This window comes from Blastomonas fulva (assembly GCF_003431825.1).
GTDB lineage: Bacteria > Pseudomonadota > Alphaproteobacteria > Sphingomonadales > Sphingomonadaceae > Blastomonas > Blastomonas fulva.
Window position 1 is genome coordinate 1,089,885 of the sequence record NZ_CP020083.1, and the last position, 22,055, is coordinate 1,111,939.

At 64.5% G+C, this 22,055-nt stretch carries 19 protein-coding genes; 9 read left to right on the plus strand and 10 right to left on the minus strand.

What is annotated here, in order from left to right:
* Positions 1 to 25 precede the first annotated feature (25 nt).
* The 4 genes from B5J99_RS05155 to trmB form a co-directional block, all read right to left on the minus strand.
* Entirely contained in the window at positions 26 to 433 is a 408-nt protein-coding gene (locus tag B5J99_RS05155; RefSeq protein WP_162892456.1) for a GtrA family protein, read from the minus strand.
* Positions 430 to 1,872, minus strand: coding sequence for a UbiA family prenyltransferase (locus B5J99_RS05160; RefSeq protein ID WP_117351760.1), 1,443 nt, complete (start codon positions 1,870 to 1,872; stop codon positions 430 to 432). Before B5J99_RS05160 ends, B5J99_RS05155 begins: the two co-directional genes overlap by 4 nt.
* Positions 1,873 to 2,093: 221 nt before the next feature.
* Positions 2,094 to 3,320, minus strand: a complete 1,227-nt coding sequence (locus B5J99_RS05165; protein ID WP_117353367.1) for a tyrosine-type recombinase/integrase — start codon at positions 3,318 to 3,320, stop codon at positions 2,094 to 2,096.
* 142 nt (positions 3,321 to 3,462) lie between these two features.
* A complete protein-coding gene (gene trmB / locus B5J99_RS05170) occupies positions 3,463 to 4,158 on the minus strand; it encodes a tRNA (guanine(46)-N(7))-methyltransferase TrmB (RefSeq protein WP_117351761.1) in 696 nt (231 codons plus the stop codon).
* A gap of 147 nt (positions 4,159 to 4,305) precedes the next feature.
* Here trmB and B5J99_RS05175 point away from each other — a divergent pair, with 147 nt between their 5' ends.
* From B5J99_RS05175 to B5J99_RS05190, 4 genes are all read left to right on the plus strand, one after another.
* Positions 4,306 to 6,018, plus strand: coding sequence for a long-chain-fatty-acid--CoA ligase (locus tag B5J99_RS05175; RefSeq protein WP_117351762.1), 1,713 nt, complete (start codon positions 4,306 to 4,308; stop codon positions 6,016 to 6,018).
* 107 nt (positions 6,019 to 6,125) lie between these two features.
* Entirely contained in the window at positions 6,126 to 6,527 is a 402-nt protein-coding gene (locus tag B5J99_RS05180; RefSeq protein ID WP_245991749.1) for a hypothetical protein, read from the plus strand.
* A gap of 50 nt (positions 6,528 to 6,577) precedes the next feature.
* Positions 6,578 to 7,924 (plus strand): TldD/PmbA family protein, encoded by a 1,347-nt coding sequence (locus B5J99_RS05185; RefSeq protein WP_117351763.1) that lies wholly within the window; start codon positions 6,578 to 6,580, stop codon positions 7,922 to 7,924.
* Between the two features lie 3 nt (positions 7,925 to 7,927).
* Complete coding sequence (locus B5J99_RS05190) at positions 7,928 to 9,397, plus strand: DUF4403 family protein (RefSeq protein WP_117351764.1); 1,470 nt, start codon at positions 7,928 to 7,930, stop codon at positions 9,395 to 9,397.
* Between the two features lie 7 nt (positions 9,398 to 9,404).
* On the opposite strand, the gene fghA is transcribed toward B5J99_RS05190, so the two are convergent.
* Positions 9,405 to 10,256 (minus strand): S-formylglutathione hydrolase, encoded by an 852-nt coding sequence (gene fghA, locus B5J99_RS05195; RefSeq protein ID WP_117351765.1) that lies wholly within the window; start codon positions 10,254 to 10,256, stop codon positions 9,405 to 9,407.
* The gene (locus tag B5J99_RS05200) at positions 10,256 to 11,368 is read right to left on the minus strand and encodes an S-(hydroxymethyl)glutathione dehydrogenase/class III alcohol dehydrogenase (protein ID WP_117351766.1); all 1,113 of its coding nucleotides are present in this window, start codon (positions 11,366 to 11,368) and stop codon (positions 10,256 to 10,258) included. The genes fghA and B5J99_RS05200 overlap by 1 nt, the downstream gene beginning before the upstream one ends.
* 109 nt (positions 11,369 to 11,477) lie before the next feature.
* Here B5J99_RS05200 and B5J99_RS05205 point away from each other — a divergent pair, with 109 nt between their 5' ends.
* Both B5J99_RS05205 and B5J99_RS05210 read left to right on the plus strand, forming a co-directional pair.
* Entirely contained in the window at positions 11,478 to 12,353 is an 876-nt protein-coding gene (locus tag B5J99_RS05205) for a LysR family transcriptional regulator (RefSeq protein WP_117351767.1), read from the plus strand.
* Positions 12,354 to 12,491: 138 nt separating this feature from the next.
* Positions 12,492 to 14,513 carry a GAF domain-containing hybrid sensor histidine kinase/response regulator gene (locus B5J99_RS05210; protein ID WP_162892457.1) on the plus strand — a complete coding sequence of 674 codons (2,022 nt, stop codon included), beginning with the start codon at positions 12,492 to 12,494 and terminating at the stop codon, positions 14,511 to 14,513.
* Positions 14,514 to 14,577: 64 nt separating this feature from the next.
* Here the strand turns inward: B5J99_RS05210 and B5J99_RS05215 are convergent, their stop codons facing one another.
* Complete coding sequence (locus tag B5J99_RS05215) at positions 14,578 to 16,842, minus strand: NADP-dependent malic enzyme (protein WP_054134879.1); 2,265 nt, start codon at positions 16,840 to 16,842, stop codon at positions 14,578 to 14,580.
* 310 nt (positions 16,843 to 17,152) lie between these two features.
* On the opposite strand from B5J99_RS05215, the gene B5J99_RS05220 reads away from it, so the two are divergent.
* The 3 genes from B5J99_RS05220 (at position 17,153) to B5J99_RS05230 (ending at position 19,672) form a co-directional block, all read left to right on the plus strand.
* Positions 17,153 to 17,932 (plus strand): enoyl-CoA hydratase, encoded by a 780-nt coding sequence (locus B5J99_RS05220; RefSeq protein WP_117351769.1) that lies wholly within the window; start codon positions 17,153 to 17,155, stop codon positions 17,930 to 17,932.
* Between the two features lie 129 nt (positions 17,933 to 18,061).
* Positions 18,062 to 19,216 (plus strand): acyl-CoA dehydrogenase family protein, encoded by a 1,155-nt coding sequence (locus B5J99_RS05225; protein WP_054134871.1) that lies wholly within the window; start codon positions 18,062 to 18,064, stop codon positions 19,214 to 19,216.
* Between the two features lie 21 nt (positions 19,217 to 19,237).
* Positions 19,238 to 19,672: an acyl-CoA thioesterase gene (locus tag B5J99_RS05230; RefSeq protein ID WP_054134870.1), complete on the plus strand. Its 435-nt coding sequence runs from the start codon at positions 19,238 to 19,240 to the stop codon at positions 19,670 to 19,672.
* A gap of 17 nt (positions 19,673 to 19,689) precedes the next feature.
* On the opposite strand, the gene B5J99_RS05235 is transcribed toward B5J99_RS05230, so the two are convergent.
* The 3 genes from B5J99_RS05235 to B5J99_RS05245 form a co-directional block, all read right to left on the minus strand.
* Positions 19,690 to 20,673, minus strand: coding sequence for a calcium/sodium antiporter (locus B5J99_RS05235; protein WP_245991750.1), 984 nt, complete (start codon positions 20,671 to 20,673; stop codon positions 19,690 to 19,692).
* 151 nt (positions 20,674 to 20,824) lie between these two features.
* Positions 20,825 to 21,406 (minus strand): YqaA family protein, encoded by a 582-nt coding sequence (locus B5J99_RS05240; RefSeq protein WP_054134868.1) that lies wholly within the window; start codon positions 21,404 to 21,406, stop codon positions 20,825 to 20,827.
* 174 nt (positions 21,407 to 21,580) lie between these two features.
* Entirely contained in the window at positions 21,581 to 21,955 is a 375-nt protein-coding gene (locus tag B5J99_RS05245; RefSeq protein WP_069051060.1) for a PRC-barrel domain-containing protein, read from the minus strand.
* Positions 21,956 to 22,055 lie beyond the last annotated feature (100 nt).

Here is a 22,055-nt window from a genome sequence, read left to right on the forward strand (position 1 = left end):
GTGGCAGGCAGACACATGCGTGTCATCACGCCGGCCTTGGCTGCGTGAACACATAGCGACGATCGAGCTGGTACTTGATCGCATAGCCCAGCACCAGCCCGGTCACAGCTCCGGCCTCGCGTGCCATATGGGTCTGCCAGACCAGCCAGGCCACTGTCTCGAAACCCCAGAATATCAGCGTGGTGAAGACCCCGGTGGCGGCATATAGCCCGAAGGTTCCGGCCTGCCCGGCACGGGCGTGGGCAGCACCTGCGAAGATCCATGTTCTGTCGAGCGCGTATTTGACCACCAAGCCGATAATCGTACCACCCGCCAAGGCCGGAATATAGGCGTTCGGAAAGACCGCCAGCAACATCCGCTGGGCGGCCAGGTTGGCCAGGATTGCAAGCACTGCAAACGCCGCGTAGCGAAGCAGCAGTGCCAGGCCCGTCATGCCACCGTTCCTGCAAAGGCCAGCAGTCCCACTATCAGGCCGCAGCAAAGGCTCGTGCGGTCGCGCATCGCGAACACCACGGGATCATCATGCATCGCGCCACGATGGGTCATCAGCGCGATACGGTTGCTCCAGAAAAGCAGCACGAGACAGACACCCCAGAGAAACTCCGGATGACGGTAGAGCTGCTGGACAGGCTCCGAATTGGCATAAAGCGCAAGGACCAGGACAGATACCAGGCCAGACGACACCATGATGTTGCCAACGATGCTCCGGTCATCGACGCAGTAGCCTCGGCCCGTTGCGATCGATCGGCCCGTCGCAGCCCCATCGACCAGCTCTGCGTAGCGCTTCACCGCTGCCAGCGAGAAGAAGAAGAACATCGAAAAGGCGAGCAGCCAGAGCGACGATGGCACGCCGGTTGCCGCGCTCCCTGCCAGAACACGCAGCGTATACAGCACAGCGAGCGCGCAGATGTCGATCATGGCAAGCCGCTTGAGCTTGACCGAATAGATGATCGTCAGGGCGCTGTAGAGACACAGGACAGCAAACAGCTCGATCCCGCCTGCCAGGGCCACCAGCGCGCCCGCTGCCCCCAGAACCGGGACCATCCAGGTGCCGTGGACAAGACGGATGCGGCCCGATGCGAACGGCCGCAGGCACTTGCGCGGGTGTGCACGGTCAGCTGACAGGTCGAGCAGGTCATTGAGAATATAGGTGGCCGAGGCCACAAGGCTGAAGGCCAAGAAGCCAAGCACCGCCTGAAGCGCGGTGGCCAACCCGAACTGATGTGCGGCCAGCATGGGCAGGAACACCAGCACATTCTTGAGCCACTGATGTGGCCGCATGGCCTGTATATAGTCCGCCAGCCTTGCTTTGCGGGCGGGTAGATGGATGGCATCGGCAACCAGCCGCTCGACCTTCGCTTGAAAGGCTTTGCTTGAGTTGATGGTGATGGCCCCGGCGGCACCCTGCCACACGGGAAAGTCGGCAGGTGCATCGCCAATGTAGCTGTACCCGCCAGGCCCGAATGTCTCGTCCAGAAACCGGGCCTTTCTGGCTCCGGTCAGATTGATGCTGCCTGATGAACCGTGTGCGGCATCGAAGATACCCAAATGCAAGGCGACAGCGTCGGCCATCGCCTGGGTCGCACCTGTGACCAGCGCAACCCTGCCACCACGCTCACGCCATTGCTCGATCAGCGCGAGAACTTCAGGATTATAGGGTAGCCGCGCAGGATCGATCGCACTGATCTCACCCAGCTTCTGCTTGAGTGCCAGCCTGCCTCTTGCCAGTGTTCGCACAGCCTCGATCGGCGTCTGCCACTTGACCGACCAGGCGAGCCAGAAATTCTCCAGCAGAGAGTCGGTCTGGATCAGCGTGTCATCAAGGTCCACGACGAGCGTCAACTTGCTGGGATTCCAGTTTGCGATGCTCATTCCGGCCTCTTGATCTGCTTCAGGCGAAGGCTTCTTGCCTGCAGGCCTTCACTAGATGCACGATGCCTTAAATATAGTTAACAAATCGCTTTCGCGCGCTGGGTCTACCTGGAGTTGCGAACGCACAACGCCATAACGATCGCCCCAACGATCACGGTCAAAAAATTAGCCACCGAATTTGGCTCATAAGGGATCGAAAGTCTGAACACATCTTTCTTGCGTCAGCCAAGGCCAGACTGTGCACCCCTGTCAGGGGCAAAAAACGGGGCGATATAGTCATTCCACTGCCCCAACGCCGCGGCCTTTTCCTTTTTCCAGTCATAACGCTGATAAATGCCAGCAACGCCTGCACGTGACCCGCTTACGTGGTTAAGGACCGCTTCTGTGACTTCAAAACGAACTCCAAGGCGCTGAAACCCAGTCGCCAGCGTACGCCGAAGATCATGCAATCGCCATGGCGCGACAGGTTCGCCGCCATCTTCGGCTATAAGTTGATCGATCTCCCTTTTGCCTTTCGAGTATGCAGTGAATGGGGCTCCTGAAGAGGTGGTAAAGACTTTGCCCTGACGCGGCCAGATCTCGGCTTGAGCGACTGCATCGAGAACAGATACGGCCAGAGCGTTTAGCGGAATCATGTTTGGCTCGCCATTCTTCGTTCGGCTTCCAGGAAGCGTCCACATGAGTTCATCTCTGTTGAGTTCGCTCCATGTAACCGATGACACTTCTTCCCTTCGCTGCCCAGTGAGGATCAGGAGGCGAACGATTGGACCGAAACAACGGTGAGTGCGAAATGTCTGTCGCCAAACGCGCCCGAGTTCCTCGTCAGATAGCCATCTATCTCGCGGCCTTACTGGGGGCGGCGTTTCCATACCATCCATCGGACTCCGCTCAATATCGCCACGGTTAACTGCCCACCGAAACAACCTTCGCAAAACAGCAAAAACATTCCGTCGATTGGCTACCTGATGCGCAGGCATCCGGTCAAAAATCGTTGCCACGTCGGCTCGCTTGATTTTGGGTAGTGGTTTGTTACCGAGGACGGGTTTGACATAGAGCCGAAGGCTGCGTTCCACGCAACCATTCCAGCTATTGCTCAGACACGCTTTTTGGAACCCAACAGCGTAGCTTGAAAATGCCAAATTCACCGCTTCCTGTCGCCTTTGCTTATCAGCTTCCACAGGATCGATACCCTGCGCGATTAGCAGCGAAATTCGGCGCGCCTCCTCTCTTGCTGTGACCGGCGTCCATGGCGACCCATGGGATCCGATGGTATAACGTCGAGTTGTGGATTCTCGTCCTCCCATCCGAAACTGCAGGATGTAGGAAACTGCACCCGCGCGCGTGATCCTAACGCCAAATCCCTTGATGGCATTATCCCAGAGGAAGCCCTCTGCGCAGTTTGCGATCAAGGCATCAATTGTCCGTTTCGTGATTTTACCGCATGCCATTTCCTGGTCTCCAAACCCGGCGTGCAGCAATCATCCAGCAATCACCGGGTAATCACCGAGGCGGGGAATTCCGCCGAGACCTGACAACTGTAGCGCACTCAAGCATTTGAGTTAACACGACATTTCTACGCCACAGGTACCTTCAGGTACGCCGATACCTGAAGTACCACACCTCGTGTCCCTGCGCGCGCGCCTTGGCCTCATAGCGGGTTTCGGGCCAGCCGCCGGGGCGGACGAGAAAGTCCCTCGGCCGCTCGCACAGCCAGTCGAATTGCGGATGGCCGTTCATCACCATCATCGCATGCGCGACATAGATCGGGTGATCGGTGCCGAAGCGGAATTCGCCGCCGGGCTTCAGCTTGGCCGCGATCAGGTTCACCGGGCCCGAATTCATCATCCGCCTTTTGGCGTGGCGCGCCTTGGGCCAGGGATCGGGGTGGAGCAGATAGACGAAGCTCAGGCTTCCGTCGGGAACGCGCTCGAGCACGTCGATCGCGTTGCCCATGTGAAGGCGGATGTTGGCGAGCGTGTGCTCGCGGACATGCTGCAGCGCGCCGACCACGCCGTTGAGAAACGGCTCTGCCCCGACAAAGCCGTGATCGGGCAGCATGTCGGCGCGATACGCCATATGCTCACCCGCGCCGAAGCCGATCTCGAAGTGCAGCGGGCGATTGTCGCCGAACAACCGCTCGGACGTGATCTCGCCGTCTTCAGGCACGGTGATCTGCGGCAGCAGCCGTTCGACCAGATCGGCCTGGCCGATGCGCAATTTGTGGTTCTGCTGGCGGCCATAGAGCCGCCGCACGGATACAGGATCACCGGGTTTGTACGCAGTCATGCGCCATGCGCTTAGCGAACGACGCTCGCGATGCAAGCGGCTATCGCCGGGCGCGCATGGGTGATTGACGTTTTCTATCGCTGTGCTGCGACGGTCCGAATGGCTTGCGGCTTGTGCCAAAGCCGGGTCTTATTTACAGTCGTGTCAATGACTGACAGCGCCCTCCCCGCCTCGCCCGGGTCCGTATCGAGCGACCAGCCGATCTGGACAACGCATTACAACCACCCTTGCGCGTGGGACCAGCACTTCCCGCCGCTGTCGCTGCCCGAGATGCTGTTCCGCTCGGCCGAGCGCAAGGGAACGGCGCCTTTGCTCGATTTCATGGGCCGCAAGTACAGCTATGCCGAAACCGCACAGGGCGCGCGCCGGGTGGCCAAGGGGCTGCAGGCGATGGGCGTGGGCAAGGGCGACCGCATCGGGCTGTTCCTGCCCAACGTGCCGCATTATGTCGCGGCCTATTATGGCGCGATGGCGGCAGGAGCGACGGTGGTCAATTTCTCGCCGCTCTATACCGTGGACGAGCTGGCGCATCAGGTCGCCGACAGCGGTACGACAATCCTGTTCACATTGTCCGCAACAGCCTTGCTGCCCACCGCGCTCAAGGTGCTGGACCAGTCGGGGCTGGAGCGGCTGGTTGTGGGCTCGGTCGCAGGCGCGCTGCCGGCGGGCAAGGCGCTGTTCTACCGGTTGTTCAAGGGCAAGGAGACCGCCGAGCGGCCCGACGACCCGCGCATCACCAGTTTCTCGTCGCTGATCGACAATGACGGGGCGTATGCCCCGGTGCCGATCGACGCGACAACCGACATCGCGCTGTTCCAGTACACCGGCGGCACCACCGGCACCCCCAAGGGCGCGATGCTCAGCCACCAGAACCTCTCGGCCAATGCCCGGCAGGTCAATGCGATCGATCCGCGCAAGGACGACGCCGACGACCGCATCCTGGGCGTGCTGCCGTTCTTCCACGTCTTTGCCAACACCTGCGTGCTCAACCGCACCGTGCTGAACGGCGGCGAGATCGTGATGCTGCCGCGCTTCGAGGCGGTGGCGGCGCTGAAGGCGATCACCCGCACCAAGGTTACCGCGCTCCCCGGGGTGCCGACCATGTACCAGGCGCTGCTCGACAACCCCCAGATCGCGAAAACCGATTTCGCGTCCTTGCGCGCCTGCATCTCGGGCGGCGCACCGCTCGCGGCAGAGGTCAAGGCGCGGTTCGAGGAGGTCACCGGCGCGAATGTGGTCGAAGGCTATGGCCTCACCGAAAGCAGCGGCGTGGTCTCGACCAACCCCTATGAAGGGCTCAACAAGCCCGGCACCATCGGCCAGCCGCTGCCCGGCACGATCGTGCGGCTGGTCGACAAGGAAGACCCCACGAAGCAGGTCGCCCCGGGCGAGCCGGGCGAGATCATCTTTGCTGGACCCCAGGTGATGCGCGGTTACTGGAACCGGCCCGATGCGGATGCCGAGGTGTTCATCGGCGAATTCCTGCGCACCGGCGATGTTGGGCAGATCGACGAGGACGGCTATATCCGCATCGTCGACCGCATCAAGGACATGATCGCAGTGGGCGGGTTCAAGGTGTTCCCAAGCCAGATCGAGGAGGTGCTGTATCGGCACCCTGCGGTCAAGGAGGCGCTGGTGATCGGAATCCCCGATCCCTATCGCGGCGAGAGCCCCAAGGCGTTCGTCGCGCTGCAGGACGAGGCCGAGGTCGATGGCCCGGCGCTGATGGCATGGCTGAACCCGCAGCTGGGCAAGCACGAGCGCGTCGCCGCGGTCGATGTCCGCGATGCACTGCCCAAGACGCTGATCGGCAAGCTGGACCGCAAGGAACTGCGCCGGGCCGAGGGAATCACCGCCTGATCGCCCGGACGGCGGTCAGGTTAACGCCCCTTGCCAAGCTGTCATGTGAGTGACACACTCATTCTGGTGCAGATTTTCAGACTCTGCCCGAGGCAGTCATGGGGGACATGATGACCAATGCTATCGAAAGGCGGTTCGAGGCCGCGCGCTACAATTCCACGCACGTCAAACCCGTCACGCCCGAGACGGTATGGGAGCGACGGATCAGCAACCATGTGGCCTATGCGCTGCTCGCCTATACCGGCCTGCAGATCTTCGTGGTGATGGGGGCGATCAAGGGCGAGGGCATGTCGATCCTGCCCTATCTGGGTCTGGTTGTGCTGGTCGGCCTTGTCATTCCGCTGTGCCGACGGATGGAAAAGCGCTGGCAGACGCTGTCGCGCAGCGATGCGTCCGAAGCCACGCTGACTGCGGCCTTCCGCAGCGACCGGCTGGGCATCTGGCTGTTCGCGATCGGCTTTCCCTTTGCCTTTGTGGCACTGGTCAAGGGCCTTGCGGCGCTGTTCTGAACCGCGCCGGTTCGATTGACCAACGTACACCGGCAGCTTAAACGCTGCTGATGCAAACCCCCGAACAAGCCAGGGATCTGGCGCACGATCTGGTGTCCCGCGCGCTAGCCGCCGGAGCCAGCGCGGCCGACGCCGTCTTCGCCTGCGATGCCTCCACCGACGTACAGATCCGCCTGGGGGCGCTGGAAGACGTCCAGCGGTCCGAAAGCGCCGCGATCGGCCTGCGGGTGTTCGATGGCAAGCGCTCCGCCAGTGTTTCGGGCGCGGATGTCACGGCTGCGGGCCTTGCGACATTGGCCGAGCGCGCGGTGGCCATGGCGCGGCTGGCGCCCGAGGACGCCTATGCCGGGCTGGCGCCTGGAGAGCTGCTGGCACGCGGGCCGCTTCCCGCGCTCGATCTGGACGATGAGCAGGACCCCGACCCTGCGCTGCTGCGCGATCTGGCCGAGCGCTGCGAGGCGGCGGCGCGCGCCGTCCCTGGCGTCACCAATTCGGAAGGCGGATCGGCAGGCGCGGTGCGCTCGGTCATGGCGCTCGCCACCAGCCACGGCTTTGTCGGCAGCTATGGCGGCAGCCGTTATGGCATAGGCGCCAGCGTGCTGGCCGGCGCGGAAGGCGCGATGGAGCGCGATTCGGCATCGCACACGGTGCGGTTCCTGAGCGATCTGGAATCGCCCGAGGCCATCGGCCGCCGCGCGGGCGAGCGTGCGGTGGCGCGGCTGGGCGCGGGCAAGATCAGCAGCGGACCGATGCCGGTGGTGTTCGACCGCCGCGCGGGCGGATCGCTGATCGGATCGCTGATCGGCGCGATCTCGGGCAGTGCGATCGCGCGCAAGACCAGCTTCCTGCTCGACAAGCGCGGCAAGGCGATCTTCGACAGCGCGGTGACCATCCTGGACGATCCCCACCGGGTGCGCGGGCTGCGCTCGCGCAGCTTTGATGGCGAAGGCCTGCCCACCCGGCCCTGGCGCGTGATCGACCAGGGCGTGCTAACCGGATGGATGATGGACAGCGCCGCTGCCCGCCAGCTCGGCGAAGCGCCCACCGGCCATGCCGCGCGCGGGATCAGCGGCGCGCCCGCCACCGGAGCCAGCAACCTGCATATGGAAGCAGGGCAAGACAGCCCGGAGGCGCTGATGACGGGGATCGCAACCGGCATCTATGTCACCGAACTGATCGGCATGGGGGTCAACGGCGTCACCGGCGATTACAGCCGCGGCGCGAGCGGTTTCATCATCCGCGATGGCCAGCTTGCCGAGCCTGTCAGCGAGATCACCATCGCGGGCAATCTGATCGACATGTTTGCAGCGCTGGTGCCCGCAGACGATCTCGAATTCCGCTACGCGGTCAATGTGCCGACGCTGCGGATCGACGGCATGGTCGTGGCGAGCAGCTGAGCGATGGCGGGGCGGATCACAACAGGGCTGATGCTGGCCGCCAGCCTGGCGCTGGCATCCTGCGGAGGGTGGAGCGACAAGGGCCAGCCGCCGCGCACCGACGATCGTATCGTGGTGCAGCCGCAGCCGTCTTTGGTCACGGTGCCGGTGGAGGCCGAGCTCGGCGATCTGGCCCGCGCGATGGAACGCAACGTTCCGCGCCAGCTGTGGCGGATCAACCAGCGGGACCAGATCTGCGTCGCCAGCAAGGGGGTCGATCTGGGGATCGCCACGGTCAAGACACCCAAGATCAAGTGCAACATCGTCGGCGAGGTTACCCGCGGATCGATCCGTGTCGGCGGATCGGGCAAGGAGCTGCGCTTTTCCTTCCCGCTCACCGCGGTCATTCGTGCCGAGGACATCGGCGGGATCCTCAAGCGCGAGACCGCCACCGCCAAGGCGATGGCGCATGCCGTGGTCCGGCTGGAGCTTGAGAAGGACTGGACCCCGCGCGGCACCGTCAAGCTGAGCTATGACTGGCTGACCGAGCCGCATGTCGATTTCATGGGGCAGAAGATCAGGCTCACCGAACCTGCCGAGCGCGAGCTGGCGCCGATCATCGCGAAGCTGGAGCGCGAGCTGCCCGGCGAGCTGGGCAAGATCGGCATCCGCCGTCAGATCGGCCAGGCCTGGGCGAGCGCGTTCACCTCGGTGGTGCTCAACGAGCGCAATCCGCCGGTGTGGATGCGGATCACCCCGCGCGAGCTGCAATATGGCGGCTATGAGGTCGCCAACGGCCGGCTGCGGCTGCGGCTGGGGATGCGCGCGCTCACCGAAACCTATGTCGGCAAGCGTCCGAGGCCCCGCCCTGCGACCGCGCTGCCGCCGATGGTGCCGCTCGCGGGCACACCGGGCGAGCTTGCCTTCTTCCTGCCGGTGTTCGCCGAATATGGCGAGCTCGAGCCGGTGCTGATCCGCGCGCTGCGCAAGCGATCAAGGCGCCCGTTCATGGTGCCAGGGCTCGAGCCGGTCGATGCGACGTTCAAGGCGGCGACGATCTATGGCACCACCGGCGGGCGGATCGCGGTGGGGCTCACTTTCACCGCGCACGAACGCGGCAGCAGGACCCCGACATCGGGAACGGTTTGGATGACCGGCAAGCCGGCCAACGCCGAGGATTCGCGCCGTGTGGGCTTCACCGATTTCGGCGTCACCGGCACCACCGACATGACCGGGGGCGACCTGATCCTCGACATGATGAACGCGCCCGGCGTCGCGCCGATGATCGCCGAGCTGCTCGCACAGAATTTCGAGCGCGATTATGCCGAGCTGCTGGGCAAGGTCGACCAGGCGATCGCCGCCAAGCGCAGCGGCGACATCGTCATCCACGCCGATCTGAAACGCGCGCGCACCGGGCAGCTTCAGGCCGCGGGCGCAGGGCTGTACCTGCCGGTCTGGGCCAGCGGCACCGCGAGCGTGACGATCGCGCCCTGAGGCCCGGTCAGCGCGTCAGGCGCGCGGCGTGCCAGCGCAGATGGTCTTCCATGAAGGTCGAGATGAAATAGTAACTGTGATCATAGCCCGGCTGCATCCGCAGCGTGAGATCGATCCCGGCCTTTGCGCACGCCTCGGCCAGCAATTGCGGCTTGAGCTGTTCGGCCAGGAAATTGTCGGCCTCGCCCTGATCTACCAGAAGTTCAGGCACTCGCGCGCCATCCTCGATCAGCGCAACCGCATCGTGCGCGCGCCACGCCGCGCGATCGTCGCCCAGATAGCCGCCCAGCGCCTTCTGGCCCCAGAGCACCTGCGAGGGCGCGACGATCGGCGCGAACGCCGAGATCGCCTTGAACCGTTCGGGCAAGGTCAGGCCGATGGTCAGCGCACCATGGCCGCCCATCGAATGGCCCATGATCGACTGGCGCGTCATGTCCGCGGGGAAGCAGTCGCCGATGATCGCGGGCAGCTCCTCGGTAACATAGCTCCACATCCGGTAATGCTGCGCAAAGGGCTCCTGGGTCGCATCGACATAAAAGCCTGCGCCCAGCCCGAAATCATACGCGCCGTCCGCATCATCGGGGACATCTTCGCCCCGCGGGCTGGTGTCGGGCGCGACGAAGATCAGCCCGAGCTCGGCGCAGGCGCGGCGGAACTCGCCCTTTTCGGTGACGTTGGCCTGGGTGCAGGTGAGACCCGAGAGATACCACACCACCGGCAGCATCGCGCCCTCGGCATGATCGGGCACGAACACCGAGAAGGTCATGTCGGTGCCGGTGACCTCCGAGGCATGGCGCAGCACCGCCTGCTCGCCGCCGAAGCTGCGGACGCTGGAGACGGTTTCGACCGCGACCGGCATCAGTAGACCACCACCGAGCGGATCGACTTGCCTTCGTGCATCAGGTCGAACGCGGTGTTGATCTCTTCCAGCCCCATGACATGGGTGATCATCGAATCGATCTCGATCTTGCCGGTCATGTACATGTCGACGATCTCGGGCACGTCGGTGCGACCCTTGGCGCCGCCGAACGCGGTACCGCGCCAGTTGCGCCCGGTGACCAATTGGAACGGACGGGTGCTGATTTCCTTGCCCGCCTCGGCCACGCCGATGATGATCGAGGTGCCCCAGCCGCGATGGCACGCCTCGAGCGCGGTGCGCATCACCTCGGTGTTGCCGGTGGCATCGAAGGTGTAGTCCGCGCCGCCATCGGTCATCGCCACGATCCTGGCGACGGTGTCCTCGCGGCTCATGCCACGCGTGTTGAGGAAGTCGGTCATGCCGAACTTGCGGCCCCATTCCTCGCGATCGGGGTTGAGATCGACCCCGATGATCTTGTTCGCGCCTGCAAGCTTGGCCCCCTGCAGCACGTTGAGGCCGATGCCGCCCAGGCCGAAGACCACGACATTGTCGCCCGGCTGGACCTTGGCGGTCTTGGTCACCGCGCCCACCCCGGTGGTGACGCCGCAGCCGATATAGCAGGCGCTCTGGAAGGGCGCGTCCTGGCGGATCTTGGCGACCGCGATCTCGGGCAGCACCGTGAAGTTGCTGAAGGTCGAGCAGCCCATGTAATGATAGATCCGCTGACCCTTGTAGCTGAAGCGCGTGGTGCCATCGGGCATCAGCCCCTTGCCCTGCGTCGCGCGGATCGCGGTGCACAGGTTGGACTTGCCCGACAGGCAGGTTTTGCACTTGCCGCATTCGGGCGTGTACAGCGGGATGACGTGATCGCCAGGCTTGACCGAGGTCACGCCGGCGCCGATCTCGAGCACGATGCCCGCGCCTTCATGGCCCAGCACGCTGGGGAAAATCCCTTCCGAATCGAAACCTTCGAGCGTGTAGGCATCGGTGTGGCAGATGCCGGTTGCCATGATCTCGACCAGAACCTCGCCTTCTTTGGGGCCTTCCAGATCGAGTTCGACGATTTCGAGCGGCTTCTTCGCTTCAAAGGCAACGGCGGCGCGGGTCTTCATGGGGCGAGGCTTTCCTGGCAGCGTGAGGGGTGACGGCATCCCCTATCATTGCCCCGCATATGCGTTAATATGCTAATTGATAAATAGACTATGGCAGAGGTGGGATAATATGTCGCAATGGGACGGCATCGACGAGTTCATCGCGGTTGCCACCACCCGCTCGTTCACGCGCGCCGCCAAGGCGATCGGCATGTCGCCCACCCATGTCAGCCGCGCGATCAGGACGCTCGAGCAAAGGGTGCAGGCGCAGCTGTTCCACCGCACCACCCGCACCGTGCGGCTGACCGACACCGGGCGCGTGCTGTTCGAACGCTGCGAACGGATCGCGCAGGAACGCGACGAGGCGATCGCGCTGATCAGCCAGCAGGGCGAGCCGCAGGGCGAATTGCGCGTGACCTGTTCGACCGCGCTGGGCGAGCGCTTCGTCGCCCCCATCCTGCGCCGCTTCGCGATGCCGCACCCCAGGCTCAGCATCTCGATCGACCTCACCAACCGCGTGGTCGACCTGCTCGCCGAAGGCTATGATCTGGCGGTGCGCACCGGCCACGCCGCCGACCCCCGGCTGATCAGCACCCAGGTCGCCTCGCGCACGCTCTATACCTGCGCCGCGCCCGAATATCTGGCGCGCGCCGGGACCCCGCGCGAGGTCGGCGATCTCGAGCGACACGAATGCATCATCGGCACCAGCGCGGCCTGGCAGTTCCGCAAGGCGGGCGCAGAGCTGATCCACACGCCGCACGGCCGCTTTCGCTGCAACAGCGGCCATGCGGTGATGGAAGCGTGCCTTGCCGGAATGGGGATCTGCCAGCTGCCCGATTTCTACATCCTGCCGCATCTGCGCGACGGATCGGTGGCGCTGGTGCTGCAGGACTTTCAGCCCGATGACGAGCCGGTCTGGGCGGTCTATCCCCAGCGGCACCATCTGCTGCCCAAGATCAGCCGCGCGGTCGAATGCCTGCAGCGCGAGCTTTCGGCAGCGGTATAGCGGGGATGCAGCGCGGTTGCGCCGCAAATGCGACCCGCAACGCCCGACAACTCGACCGCCATGCTGGCTTTGCCGCGAGCGCGGCCTATATACACGCACAACCGGAGGCAACCAGCCGCCGGACGACCGGACAGGGACATGCTGCTGAACCTCAGCCACACCATCTTCAAGGGCGACGACGATGCCGCGCGGCTGGCCGCGCTGCGCGCCTATAAGCTTGACCCTGATGATGGCGATAACGCGCTGTACGCCGATCTGGTTGCCATTGCGCAGGCGCTGGGCGGATGCGAGTCCGCGTTCATCTCGATCGTCGAGGAAGAGCGGCAGTGGTTCAAGGCGGCACGCGGCATCACGCTCACGCAAACCCCGCGCGCCATCGCCTTTTGCGACCATGCCATCCGTTCGCCCGAGGTGATGGTGGTGCTCGACGCCACCACCGATCCGCGCTTTGTCGACAACCCGCTGGTCACCGGACCGCCAAACATCCGCTTCTACGCCGGCGCGCCGATCATCAACGCAGATGGATATGCACTGGGCACCTTGTGCCTGTCCGACAGCGCGCCGCGTGAGCGGTTCGACGATGCCCCGCTGCTCGCCGCGCTGGCGCGGCAGGTCGCAGCGCTGCTCGAACTGCGCAAGCAGCTGATCCATCAGCAGATCGCCGCAGACCTCGCCGCCGACCAGCGCGACCGGCTGTGGGATTCCTCGCTCGACATGATGCTGATCACCACGGTGACCGGCACATTGGTGGCGGGCAACCCGGCCTGGGAAAAGGCGTTCGGCCCGGTGCCGCTTGATGGCCGCGCGCATGTCAGCGACTATTTCACCGACAGCGCGCAGGGCGACCTGATCGCCGTTGCGAGCGGCGAGAGCGATGTCCAGACCGAGCGCGAGATGCGCGGCGCCGACGGGCAGACGATCTATGCCAGCTGGAGCCTGGCGCGCGAAGGCGACCTGATCTTCGGCATCGCGCGCGACATCACCCGTGCGCGCGCCGCCGAGGCGCAGCTGGCGCAGGTGCAGCGGATGGAATCGATCGGCCAGCTCACCGGCGGCATCGCGCACGATTTCAACAACCTGCTCACCATCATCTCGGGCAATTTGGACATCGCGCAGAAGCGCATCGCATCGGGCCAGGTCGATCGCGCAGGCCAGGCCATCGCCAATGCCCGCGACGGAGCGAACCGCGCCGCCAACCTGACGCAGAGGCTGCTGGCCTATGCCCGCCGCCAGTCGCTCACCCCCACCAAGATCAAGCCTGCGGACCTGATCCGCGATCTGGTGCCGCTGGCATCGCAGGCGCTAGACGACCGGCACGAGCTCAAGGTCGAATGCCCCGACAGCCTGTGGCCGATCATCGTCGATGCCAGCCAGCTCGAAAACGCGCTGCTCAACCTGGTGGTCAACGCCCGCGATGCGATGGATGCGCCGGGCGAGATCACGGTGCACGCCGCCAATGCCGAACGCACGCCCGAGGATGCCGATGACGGCCATGGCGCGCCGCCGGGCCGCTATGTCCGCTTTTGCGTCAACGACAGCGGCAGCGGCATTTCGCCCGAGGTCGCCAAGCATATCTTCGAGCCGTTCTTCACCACCAAGGATGTCGGCAAGGGCACCGGGCTGGGGCTCAGCCAGGTGCAGGGGTTCGTCGCGCAATCGGGCGGATTCGTGACGCTGGACACCGCGCCCGGCGAGGGCACCACGGTCATCCTGTGGCTGCCGGTGGCCGACGACGCCGAAAGCCGCCCGGACCGCGGTTCAGCTGGCAGTGCCGACCCGGCCTGTCACGAGGATTGCACCATCCTGCTCGCCGAGGACAATGCAGCTTTGCGCGCGCATGTCTGCGATGTGCTGCAGGAAGCGGGCTTCAAGGTGATCGATGCCGAGGACGGCCAGGCCGCGCTCGACCGGGTGGATGCCAGCGGTACCCAGCCCGATCTGGTGCTGAGCGACATCACCATGCCCAGGATGGACGGCAAGACGCTGGCGGTCGAGATCCGCAAAAGGTGGCCCGAAATGCCGATCGTGCTGATGACCGGCTATGCCGGCGGCGCGCTGGACGGCGACTGCCCGCACAACCTGTTGATCACCAAGCCCTTTGCGCCCGACGATCTGGTCGCGCTGATCCGCAGGACACTGTCTGCGGTCCCGGCGATCTGATTGGCCCAGCCGTTACGACGATGACCTAATCTCCCCTCCCGCAAGCGGGAGGGGAGAGTCTGTGTCAGCCCACCACGCCCGACGATGCAAGCAGTGCCAGCGTCAGCAGGTCGCCAGCGGTCGATGACATCGCGGCGATCTGCACCGGCTTTTCCATGCCGATCAGCATCGGTCCGATCATCGCGTCACCGCCCAGTTCGCGCAGCAACTTGGCCGAGAGGTTGGCCGATTGCAGCCCGGGCATGATCAGCACATTGGCCGGTGCCGACAGGCGGCAGAACGGATAGTTCGCCATCAGCTTGGGGTTGAGCGCGACATCGGGCGACATCTCGCCTTCATATTCGAACGTCACCCCGCGCTGATCGAGAATGCTCACCGCGTCGCGGATATTGTCCAGCCAGCGGCCCGAAGGATTGCCGAAGTTGGAATAGGACAGGAACGCGACGCGAGGCTCGTGCCCCAGCCTCTTGGCGACCTGTGCGGTGTTCTCCGCGATGCAGGCGAGTTCCTCGGCGTCGGGGCGCTCGTTCACCGTGGTGTCGGCCAGGAACACGGTGTGGCTCTTGCCGACCATGACATGGATGCCGAAAGGGGTTTCGCCGGGCTTCGGATCGAGCACCCGGCGGATCTCGCGCATCGACTGGCCGAAGGTGCGGGTGATGCCGGTCAACATCGCGTCCGCCTCGCCCAGATGCAGCAGCGCCGATCCGAAGATGTTGCGGTCCTGGTTGACCATGCGCTTGACGTCGCGCTTCAGGTAGCCGCGCCGCTGCAGCCGTTCGTACAGCACATCGACCATGCGCGGCACCAGAGGCGAATTGACCGAATTGTGCACCTCGAAGGCCATCGGATCGTCGACCGCGAGTTCCTTCAGCTTGTCGCGCACCCGCTGTTCGCGGCCGACCAGCACCGGGGTGCCATAGCCGCCATCGCGGAACTGGATCGCGGCGCGCAGCACCACTTCCTCTTCCGCCTCGGCAAACACCACACGCTTGGGATTGGCGCGGGCATCGCTGTACACCTGGGTCAGCACCGCCGTGGTCGGGTTGAGGCGGCTCTTGAGCGAATGGCGGTATTCGGCCATGTCCTCGATCGGCTTCTGCGCCACGCCGGTGTCCATGGCCGCCTGCGCCACAGCCGCCGACACCCGCTCCATCAGGCGCGGGTCGAACGGGGCGGGGATAATATAGTCAACGCCGAACTTCTGCGTCGCACCACCATAGGCCGCAGCAACTTCCTCGGGCACCTGCTCACGCGCCAGCTCGGCGATCGCCTTGGCCGCGGCGATCTTCATCTCCTCGTTGATCGCGGTCGCGCGCACGTCGAGCGCACCGCGGAAGATGAAGGGGAAGCCCAGCACGTTGTTGACCTGGTTGGGATAATCCGACCGGCCGGTGGCGATGATCGCATCGGGGCGCGCCGCCTTGGCATCGGGCGGGGTGATCTCGGGATCGGGATTGGCCATCGCGAAGATGATCGGCTGCGGCGCCATCTTCATCACCATCTCGGGCTTCAGCGCGCCTGCCGCCGAAAGCCCGAGGAAGATGTCGGCACCGTCGAGCGCTTCTTCGAGCGTGCGCCGGTCGGTCTTGGCAGCGTGCGCGGACTTCCACTGGTCGAGATCGTCGCGGCCCTGATAAATCACGCCCGAACGGTCGCACATCAACACGTTGTCGTGGCGTACGCCCATCGCCTTGATCAGCTCGGTGCAGGCGATGGCAGCGGCGCCCGCGCCGTTGACCACCATCTTCACATCGGCAAAATCGCGGCCCGTCAGATAGCAGGCGTTGAGCAGGCCGGCAGCCGAGATGATCGCGGTGCCATGCTGGTCATCGTGCATGACCGGGATGTTCATCCGCTCCTTCAGCGCCTGTTCGATGATGAAGCAGGCGGGCGCGCCGATGTCTTCCAGGTTGATGCCGCCGAAGCTGGGCTCGAGCAGCTCGACACATTCGATGAAGCGCTGGACGTCCTCGGTGTTGACCTCGATATCGATCGAATCGACATCGGCGAAGCGCTTGAACAGCACCGCCTTGCCTTCCATCACCGGCTTGGATGCCAGCGCGCCGAGATTGCCGAGGCCCAGGATCGCGGTGCCGTTGGAGATCACTGCGACGAGGTTGCCCTTGGCGGTATAGTCATAGGCCTTGGACGGATCCTCGGCAATGGCGCGGACGGGAACGGCCACGCCGGGCGAATAGGCAAGGCTGAGATCGCGCTGGGTCGCCATCGGCTTGGAGGCGATGATCTCGATCTTGCCCGGGCGGCCCGAAGAGTGAAAGAACAGCGCCTCGCGCTCGGTGAACTGGACGTTGGTCTTTTCGGTCATCGACAGGCCCTTGGCTGGCGGACGCGTTGCTGCGGCCGCTGGTGGTTTTCCGCTATCTTCGCGCCGGTTTCCGGCCTGATTGGTTGAAGACGCCCCTGCAGCCATGCATAGCCTTGCCGGACGGGCTTGGGCAAGCTTTTGCGCCCTTTTATGTTGCGCAGCATCCTCTTCCCGCCGCCAGCGCAGCCACCGGGGTGCCGCTACGGTGCCGGTCGCCCGCACCCCGCCCGCAGCGATGCGCGCGCGAAGCCCTTGCCGATGGCGAGCACGCCCGATAGCCTTGGCGGCCTGCCGCGCACAAGGAGCCTGTATGCCGCTGATTTTGACCGAGATCACACAGGGCGTGGCGGTGGTGACGCTCAACCGGCCCGAAGCGATGAACGCGCTGTCGGCCGCTCTGCGCGCAGAGCTCGCTGCAGCCATGCGCGCGGTGGCCGATGACGATGCAGTGCGCGCGGTGATCCTCACCGGCGCGGGCACCCGCGCCTTCACCGCCGGGCTCGACCTGAAGGAGCTGGGCGCGAGCACCGCCGGCCTTGGCGCGGCCAACGCCACCGATCCCGCCGAGAACCCGGTCAAGGCCGTCGAACAGTGCGCCAAGCCCGTGATCGGGGCAATCAACGGCGTCGCGATCACCGGCGGGTTCGAGCTGGCTCTGGCCTGCGATGTGCTGATCGCGTCGACCAACGCCCGCTTTGCCGATACCCATGCCCGGGTCGGCATCATGCCCGGTTGGGGGCTGTCGCAGAAATTGTCCCGGATGATCGGCATATCGCGCGCCAAGGAGCTGTCGCTGACCGGCAATTTTCTGGATGCCGCCACCGCCGAACGCTGGGGGCTGGTCAACCGGGTGGTCGAGCCCGATGCGCTGCTCCCCGCCGCGATCGCCCTGGCGCGGGACATGGCGGGAATCGACCCGGGCATGAGCGCTGCCTACAAGGCGCTGATCGACGATGGCTATGCCCTGCCGCTAGCCGGCGCGCTGGCGCTGGAAGCCGATCGGTCCACCGCCGCCAACGGTCAGGTGCGCCCCGAATCGGTCGAACAGGCGCGGTTGGCGGTGATGGCGCGCGGACGCGATCAGGCCTGAGCGGGTTGCGCCGTCGCCAGGTTAACCGAGCGATTAAATAGCGATTGACGTTTACGTTAACGTGGCGCTAGACCCGCTGACGTGCTGCGCGGCATGAATCGCGCGCCAACAGACAACCGGAGAGATGCCATGTCGCTCGATGCCCTAGCCCGCACCGCCTATAACGCCGATCACGAGGCGTTCCGCCAGACCGTTCGCCGCTTCATGCAGGAAGAAGTCGCGCCCAATGCGGTAAAATGGGACGAGGAAAAGATTGTCCCGCGCGAAATCTGGCCCAAGGCAGGCGAGCTCGGCATGCTGTGCCCCACCGTTCCGGAAGAATATGGCGGCCTGGGCCTCGACTTCGGCTACAACGCCATCGTCAACGAGGAAGCCGCATATTTCGGCGGATCGCCTTTGGGCTTCTCGCTGCAGTCGGACATCGTGGTCAACTATCTCGTCCAGTACGGCTCGGAAGAGCAGAAGCAGAAGTGGCTGCCGCGCCTGGTATCGGGCGAGACGATCACCGCGATCGCGATGACCGAGCCGGGAACGGGTTCCGACCTTCAGGGCATCCGCACCACCGCGAAGAAGGATGGCAACCACTACGTCATCAACGGATCGAAGACCTATATCACCAACGGCCAGAACGCCGACCTGATCCTGGTCTGCGCCAAGACCGATACCGAAGTGCAGCCCGCCTGGAAGGGCGTGTCGATCATCCTCGTCGAAGCCGATCGCGAAGGCTTTGCCCGCGGCCGCAACCTCGACAAGATCGGCCAGGACGCCGCGGATACCTCGGAGCTGTTCTTCAACGACGTCCGCGTGCCGATGACCAACTGCCTCGGCGAGGAAGGCAAGGGCTTCATCTATCTGATGAGCGAGCTGCCGCAGGAACGCCTGTCGATTGCCGTTTCGGCCCAGGCTTCGGCGCAGAAGGCCTATGACGATACCGTCGCGTTCGTGAAGGACCGCAAGGCCTTCGGCAAGACCGTGTTCGATTTCCAGAACACCCGCTTCGTGCTCGCCGACCTCAAGACCAAGCTGCAGGTCGGCTGGGCGCATCTCGACTGGGCGCTGAACCGCCACGCGACCAAGGAGCTGACTGCGGTCGAAGGCGCTGCCGCCAAATTGTGGCACACCGAGCTGCAGTGGGAAATCATGGACAAGTGCCTGCAGCTGCACGGCGGTGCGGGTTACATGAACGAATATCCGATCGCCCGGGCCTGGCGCGGAGCGCGCGTGACGCGCATCTTCGGCGGCACCAGCGAGATCATGAAGGAGCTCATCGGTCGCTCGCTGTAAGGCACGACCGGAAATTCCCTTATGCCCAAATCAGAAGCCTGGCAGCGCGATCCGGAAAGCTATCCGTTCAGCACGGTAACCGAGACGCGCTTCCAGGATCTGGACCCGCTCGGCCATATCAACAATGTCGCGATGGCGGCGCTGTTCGAGAATGGCCGGGTGCGGTTCAACCGCAATCTGGGGCTCGAACGCCGCCAGCCCGGTGAACGCTGGCTGATCGCCTCGGTCGCGATCGACTATGTCGCAGAAGCGCATTTCCCCGATCCGGTGGAGGTGATGAGCGGCATCTTGCGGATCGGAACCTCAAGCTGGGACATCTGCTCGGCCGCGTTCCAGAACGGCGCGTGCGTCGCGACCTGCGTCACGACATTGGTGCTGACCGATGCCAACGGATCGAAGCCGATCCCGGCTGCGCTGCGCAGCTGCTATGAGGCGCTGCTGGTCAAGCGCGGCTAGCGTGCGCCGCCCGCCACTCAGGCGAGGCTGACGGTATAGCCGAGATACACGCAATAGGCCGCAACCAGGGTCAGGCCCTCGATCCGCCCCAGCCTTCTGCCGGTCAGTGCCAGCACCATGACCAGCGCCGAGGTTGCCAGCAGCACCCACAGGTCGAACCCCATGATGCTCGCCGGGACAGCGGTCGGTGCGACCACCCCGGTGATCCCCCCGATGAACAGGATGTTGTAGATGTTCGATCCCAGGACGTTGCCCAGCGCGATATCCCCCTGCCGGCGATAGGCCGCGATCACCGATGTGACCAGTTCGGGAAACGACGTGCCTACCGCGACGATGGTCAAGCCGATCACCGCATCGCTGATTCCCAATTGCTGCGCGATCTGGATCGCGGCATCGACCAGCACCACGCCTCCTGCCACGATCAGCGCCAGCCCGACAGCGAACAGCGCGAGCGCCATGGCCAGACTCGCGGTCGGCTTGTCGTGCGGAACCAGCGCAGGATCGACCTCTTCCATCGCGATCGCACGGTCATAGGCAGCGCCATGCGGGGCGCCCGCGCGCTCCTGACGATAGGCAAAATAGATATAGCCCGCCATCGCGCACAGGAAGGCAAAGCCCGCAGCGCGCGACAGCCCGACGCTCGCGCCTGCTGCGAGCAAGGCCATGGCGGCGAGCGTGGCAACCCCGCCATCGCGCCACAGCGCCTTGCTCTGCACCGCGATCGGGGCAATCAGCGCCGCCGCGCCCAGAATCAGCAGCGCGTTGGCAATGTTCGATCCGACGATATTGCCCAGCGCGATGCCCGGCGATCCGGCCAGGCTGGCCTGCACGCTGGCGGCGAGCTCGGGCATCGAAGTTCCCATGCCGACGACCGTCAGGCCGATGAGCATCGGCGACAGCCGCAACCGCTCGGCGATCCGCACCGCGCCGCGAACCAGGACGTCACCCCCGCCGATCAGGAGGACAAGTCCGAGCAGCAAAAACAGCCCCTGCATCATCATCGCGTGGCATCCCCTCCCGTCGTCAGGCTCCCGCGTTCTTCCTAAAAGGCCGGACGAACCCTGTCACGCGGGTTCGCGTTCTGGGCAGGCAGGCGCCGCACTGCCTGCGGCCAGGACCGCTCCTACAGATATCGGGAAGTGTCGGAGCGGACTAGAAGACGAACTTCAGCGCCGCGAAGCCGCCGACGAACAGCACGCCCACCGCAGTGGTGGCGAGCGCGAAGTTGCGGTCGATCCAGTCCTGCATCGGCTGGCCGAACTTCCACAGCAGCGCGCCGACCAGGAAGAACCGCGCCGAACGCGCGATGATCGAGGCGGCGACCAGAACGTAAAGCTGCATCGCGGTCGCGCCAGCTGCGATGGTGATCACCTTGAACGGCAGCGGCGTGAAGCCTGCGAGCAGCACGATCAGCCAGCCCTGTTCGTTGAAGCTGGTCTTGAACGCCTCGAACTGGCCGTCCAGGCCATAGAAATCGAGGATCGCCCGACCGATGGTCTCGAACAGAAAGAAGCCGATGGCATAGCCGAGCAGCGCGCCCAGCACCGATGCGATGGTGCAGATCAGCGCGTACTGGAACGCCTTTTGCGGCCGCGCCAGGCACATCGGGGCGAGCATGACATCGGGCGGGATTGGGAAGAAACTCGATTCGATGAAACTGATCGCAGCGAGCCAATAGGGTGCCTTGTCGTGCGCCGCCTTAGCGAGGGTCCAGTGGTAAAGCCGTTTGAGCATGAAGAGAGCCGTTCCCGCAAAACACGCGCCACACAGCGCCGCGCCGCTTAGGACCAGCACGGGTTCGAACGCAAGCTCTTTGCGGGACTCCGAGCACCCCGGACCAGACGAAGCCGGGCCGGGAAGCATGTGCTCCCCGGCCCGGATTTCGTTCAGTGATGGTCGCTCAGGCGATCACCAGTAAGGCTTGACCGCCCAATAGTCGTAGACGCTCGACTGATAGTCGCGGTTCATCGCGCGGTCGCGGTCCGAATCCGAGAAGCTCGGCGCGTTCTTGAGCTGGTCCGAGGTTACGTTGACCAGATAGCCGCCGAGGTCGGTGTCATAGCTGAACTTCGACCAGGGAAGGCTGTGAAGCTCGCTGCCGATGCCGAGAAAACCGCCGACCGACACGATCACGTCGGTGACCTTGCCTTCGCGCTTGCTGATCAGCATGTTCGTCACCGAACCGATCTTTTCGCGATCGCTGCCATAGACGGCGGTGCCATCGACCTGATCGCTCGAGATGGTTTCGTTGCCGCTTGCGAGTGTGGAAGCCTGCATGTTCATGGGAATTGCTCCTTCTGCCTGTCTGCCTCGTGCCCTGCCCGACATCCCTGGATTGACCGGGTCGGTATCGGGGCTGCTGACCGGGCCAAGAGGCGGTTTG

What these genes read in the sequence shown, in the direction of transcription:
- B5J99_RS05155 (WP_162892456.1), bottom strand. Translation starts at nt 433, where the DNA reads ATGACGGGCCTGGCACTGCTGCTTCGCTACGCGGCGTTTGCAGTGCTT.
- B5J99_RS05160 (WP_117351760.1), bottom strand. Translation starts at nt 1,872, where the DNA reads ATGAGCATCGCAAACTGGAATCCCAGCAAGTTGACGCTCGTCGTGGAC.
- B5J99_RS05165 (WP_117353367.1), bottom strand. Translation starts at nt 3,320, where the DNA reads ATGGCATGCGGTAAAATCACGAAACGGACAATTGATGCCTTGATCGCA.
- trmB (WP_117351761.1), bottom strand. Translation starts at nt 4,158, where the DNA reads ATGACTGCGTACAAACCCGGTGATCCTGTATCCGTGCGGCGGCTCTAT.
- B5J99_RS05175 (WP_117351762.1), top strand. Translation starts at nt 4,306, where the DNA reads ATGACTGACAGCGCCCTCCCCGCCTCGCCCGGGTCCGTATCGAGCGAC.
- B5J99_RS05180 (WP_245991749.1), top strand. Translation starts at nt 6,126, where the DNA reads ATGATGACCAATGCTATCGAAAGGCGGTTCGAGGCCGCGCGCTACAAT.
- B5J99_RS05185 (WP_117351763.1), top strand. Translation starts at nt 6,578, where the DNA reads ATGCAAACCCCCGAACAAGCCAGGGATCTGGCGCACGATCTGGTGTCC.
- B5J99_RS05190 (WP_117351764.1), top strand. Translation starts at nt 7,928, where the DNA reads ATGGCGGGGCGGATCACAACAGGGCTGATGCTGGCCGCCAGCCTGGCG.
- fghA (WP_117351765.1), bottom strand. Translation starts at nt 10,256, where the DNA reads ATGCCGGTCGCGGTCGAAACCGTCTCCAGCGTCCGCAGCTTCGGCGGC.
- B5J99_RS05200 (WP_117351766.1), bottom strand. Translation starts at nt 11,368, where the DNA reads ATGAAGACCCGCGCCGCCGTTGCCTTTGAAGCGAAGAAGCCGCTCGAA.
- B5J99_RS05205 (WP_117351767.1), top strand. Translation starts at nt 11,478, where the DNA reads ATGTCGCAATGGGACGGCATCGACGAGTTCATCGCGGTTGCCACCACC.
- B5J99_RS05210 (WP_162892457.1), top strand. Translation starts at nt 12,492, where the DNA reads ATGCTGCTGAACCTCAGCCACACCATCTTCAAGGGCGACGACGATGCC.
- B5J99_RS05215 (WP_054134879.1), bottom strand. Translation starts at nt 16,842, where the DNA reads ATGACCGAAAAGACCAACGTCCAGTTCACCGAGCGCGAGGCGCTGTTC.
- B5J99_RS05220 (WP_117351769.1), top strand. Translation starts at nt 17,153, where the DNA reads ATGCCGCTGATTTTGACCGAGATCACACAGGGCGTGGCGGTGGTGACG.
- B5J99_RS05225 (WP_054134871.1), top strand. Translation starts at nt 18,062, where the DNA reads ATGTCGCTCGATGCCCTAGCCCGCACCGCCTATAACGCCGATCACGAG.
- B5J99_RS05230 (WP_054134870.1), top strand. Translation starts at nt 19,238, where the DNA reads ATGCCCAAATCAGAAGCCTGGCAGCGCGATCCGGAAAGCTATCCGTTC.
- B5J99_RS05235 (WP_245991750.1), bottom strand. Translation starts at nt 20,673, where the DNA reads ATGATGATGCAGGGGCTGTTTTTGCTGCTCGGACTTGTCCTCCTGATC.
- B5J99_RS05240 (WP_054134868.1), bottom strand. Translation starts at nt 21,406, where the DNA reads ATGCTCAAACGGCTTTACCACTGGACCCTCGCTAAGGCGGCGCACGAC.
- B5J99_RS05245 (WP_069051060.1), bottom strand. Translation starts at nt 21,955, where the DNA reads ATGAACATGCAGGCTTCCACACTCGCAAGCGGCAACGAAACCATCTCG.